The 3,377-nt window shown below is 47.4% G+C and carries 4 protein-coding genes; 2 read left to right on the forward strand and 2 right to left on the reverse strand.

What is annotated here, in order from left to right:
• The first annotated feature begins 328 nt into the window (after nt 1-328).
• Nucleotides 329-1,024: a gliding motility-associated C-terminal domain-containing protein gene (locus J4F31_12290; protein MCE2497331.1), complete on the forward strand. Its 696-nt coding sequence runs from the start codon at nt 329-331 to the stop codon at nt 1,022-1,024.
• Between the two features lie 7 nt (nt 1,025-1,031).
• Nucleotides 1,032-1,889: an MBL fold metallo-hydrolase gene (locus J4F31_12295; GenBank protein MCE2497332.1), complete on the forward strand. Its 858-nt coding sequence runs from the start codon at nt 1,032-1,034 to the stop codon at nt 1,887-1,889.
• 83 nt (nt 1,890-1,972) lie between these two features.
• Here J4F31_12295 and J4F31_12300 read toward each other — a convergent pair whose 3' ends face one another.
• Both J4F31_12300 and J4F31_12305 read right to left on the reverse strand, forming a co-directional pair.
• Nucleotides 1,973-2,569: a hypothetical protein gene (locus J4F31_12300; GenBank protein ID MCE2497333.1), complete on the reverse strand. Its 597-nt coding sequence runs from the start codon at nt 2,567-2,569 to the stop codon at nt 1,973-1,975.
• A gap of 34 nt (nt 2,570-2,603) precedes the next feature.
• A partial coding sequence (locus J4F31_12305; GenBank protein MCE2497334.1) for a hypothetical protein occupies nt 2,604-3,377 on the reverse strand: 774 nt, incomplete at its 5' end.

Consider the following 3,377-nt stretch of genomic DNA (forward strand, 5'->3'; position numbering starts at 1 on the left):
TCCAATACCAAATCCTCCATTTCTTTTGAACGAAATGTAGCAATTCTTCAAACGCTCCCCACAAAATGGACGTGACCCGTTTCAATATTGGATCATAGAGCAGCAGTGGTGTCCGGACGGAGATACCATCGTTACTGAGGCATCCAATGACACCCCCCTGCTTCTCGATACCAATCAATACACCTTTTTTAGTGTAAGCCTCGTATTCGGGAGTATATGTGGCGGGGACTCGATAGCGGTATTTTCATCCTCAAATAGTCTCCACATTCAAACTGAAACCAGTCCCTGCAGCCTAGTTTTTTCTCCTCCAACCGGTGTTGACTCAAATTTGGTAAGCTGGTTCATAAAAGGTCAAATTCAATCGACCGGAGGTAATTATGAACCGCAGATCGATGGCGATACGAGCTTTGTCCTTGAAATGGTTCATACGGCTCCCAATTGTATCGACACTTTGACTGAATTCATTGATTATTCAGTGCCTCAAATAGACCCTGATCCGTTAGTACAATTAGACGACGAAGGTTGTTACACTCACCTTACAATAGATTTGTTGGGAGCCGATCTTCTAGAATACTATTCCTTGAGCGGTGGAGAATTGATTTCGCCAAACGTCCTACAATTTCCTTTTGTTGAAGAAGGTGTTCCAATAGACATATGCTACGTATTCAACGAAGGAGCAGATGCAAATGGCAACTACCCCTGCCCTAAAGACACGATTTGCGAAACCCTCTTTGGAACTGGAATCAAAGACCCATTGATGATGCCGAATGCCTTTTCGCCAAACGGTGACGGCATGTTCGATGAACTGATTGTAGAAAATGAATGCCTCGGAGAGGTTCGCTTAAAGATCGTGAATCGCTGGAGAAATGTGGTTTTACAAAAGTCTATAGCTCCACAGGGTGAATTGACATGGAATGGAAAAGTTGACAATACCGGACAAGAAGTTCCTGAGGGAACGTATTTTTATATCTTGGAATTGAACGGGTCCGTTTATAGCTCGGGAACCGTGAACCTCTTTAGATAATTACCCCATGAATTTACATACTATTCACTCCGGAAACTTTAAGCTCGATGGAGGAGCCATGTTTGGCGTAGTACCCAAAAGCCTTTGGTCACGTACGAATCCGGCCGACGAGCACAACATGTGCCCCTGGAGTATGCGCCTATTACTGATCGAGGACGGAGATCGTTTAATGCTCGTTGACACAGGCATCGGAGACAAACAGAGCGAGAAGTTTTTCAGTCATTACTACTTGTTTGGAGATCACTCACTCGATGGCAGTCTTAAAGCCGCCGGATTCTCCCGCGATGACATTACCGATGTTTTCCTGACTCATTTGCACTTCGACCATGTGGGGGGAGCCATACAACGTGCCGCTTCAGGCAAGGATCATTATGAGCCAGCATTCAAGAACGCTACCTTTTGGAGCAACGAGCGCCATTGGAAATGGGCAACCGAACCCAATGATCGTGAAAAGGCCAGTTTTTTGACCGAGAACATCATTCCAATTCAGGAGAGCGGGCAGCTCAAGTTCATCGAACGCGGTACCAATGATAGATCAATTGGAGTTTTCCCCGGAATGGACGTTTTATTCTTCGACGGCCACACCGATAGTCAAATGATCCCGATCATCGCCCACAAGGGCACCAAACTCGTCTTTATGGCAGACCTACTACCCTCAACCGGTCATATACCTCTACCCTACGTCATGGGTTACGACACACAGCCCTTGAAAACACTTGAAGAACGTAAGAGTTTCTTCCCAGAAATTGCGGGAAACGAATATGTGTTGTTCTTGGAGCATGACTTCTATAATGACTGCTGCACTCTGCAAATGTCCGAGAAGGGTCCAAGGATGAGGGAGACCTTTGCGCTAAACGACCTTTAGAGAGTTCCTATTCTTGAATTCGTAATTCTTAATGGAGTTTTTGGCTCATGGCCCACTGCACACTTAGAGCACAACCCTAAAAACTACTCATTATGCGGTACCTCCGGAGCTTCGACTTTTTCCCAATTGCTCACCGATTCGTACAGACCGAGCATTACGTTGCGTAAATGTTCCGTACCTGTTGGTGCTTCTCCTCGAATAGAAACTTCTTTCGTAAACCCGTCCTTGGCCATATAGCGTAGCTTCAAAGAAGGTAAATCGGAAATGTCGTTGTCGTATTCGGCCTCCCAGTTGAAATAACCCAATTCATCGAGCTCGGTTCTTACTGCTGCTGCGCGTTCCACGTCCACGACACCCGTAAAAACACCAATGCGTTCGACGTCTCGCTTTCCTTCGTAAAGAATGGTACCATCGGCTCGTACCGAGAACGAGTCCCACGGACACTTACCAAAACAGGGAGTACGCTCCATGGTAAACACCCAGGCAGGAGCCTTTGCAGCACTCATCGGCGCGTCCTTCATGTTGGTCGTAGCGGGAGCTACCGCTTCGGTCTTTGGCGCGTCAGGTTTGTCCGGAGTCACCGGAGTAGTGGCCTCGACTTTGGTTTCCTTTGCTTCCTTTGAGCCGTTACATGCCGCCATAGTACCTACGGCTAAACACAGAATGATGAAACGTTTCATACCGTAAACGTAACCAAAACCGAGCCAAAATCCATTAAGAACGATAGCCGTTCTCTATGGTCAAGTTTCCGCTGCTATCCTCTTTGAACAGGATGGACACCACTTTCAATTCATTGAGTATCGTCCCTTCCGGGATGGTGTAACTGAAATCGATCGTAAAGGAATCTCCGGAAGAAAAGCTCGTGCCCGATAGAACATCCCCAAAGGTCTGCTCCTCAGATGAACCGGCCACCAAGGTATAGCGATGCTCATAGGGCTCCATGGCCTCGAACATGAGTACAGAATTTCCATTGGCATCATTCCCGTTTCGATCTTCAGCCCAAACACTGACATCGTCTACTGTGGTCAAATATCCCAGCGCATCGACTTGCTTCAAATTACCCTCTGCGATGACTGGTCCTTGTTGTACAAAGGTACCCAGATAGTAGGTCCCACTGGCCGATTCAAAGAACTTCACTTTGGCCTTTCCTTTAACGGTGTTTCCCGTTTTCGACCATTCATGTCCAACACCGGCAATGGGTGAACGAGTGGCAATGGCCAGCGCATCCGCATTTACATCGGAGACTTGACCATCGTTGTAGAAGTAGTTGGGTATTCCGGAGTTTCCAAAAAGCTCATTGAGCAAGAACTGATTCATGGGAGTCATGAGATCATCGTTCTTATGAACCACAACAGGCACCGCTTGATCCTCAACTTGCAAGAGCGTGGACTCGTATACCAAGGTTCCGGCAGGGCAAGCAGAGCACCAATCCGCGGCCGCTTCTATCATCACCACGCGTTGTTTTTGTGCGGGCTCGAGACTTCCGTT

Source organism: Flavobacteriales bacterium, from assembly GCA_021296215.1.
Classification (GTDB): Bacteria; Bacteroidota; Bacteroidia; order Flavobacteriales; family ECT2AJA-044; genus ECT2AJA-044.

What these genes read in the sequence shown, in the direction of transcription:
- J4F31_12295 (MCE2497332.1), top strand. Translation starts at nt 1,032, where the DNA reads ATGAATTTACATACTATTCACTCCGGAAACTTTAAGCTCGATGGAGGA.
- J4F31_12300 (MCE2497333.1), bottom strand. Translation starts at nt 2,569, where the DNA reads ATGAAACGTTTCATCATTCTGTGTTTAGCCGTAGGTACTATGGCGGCA.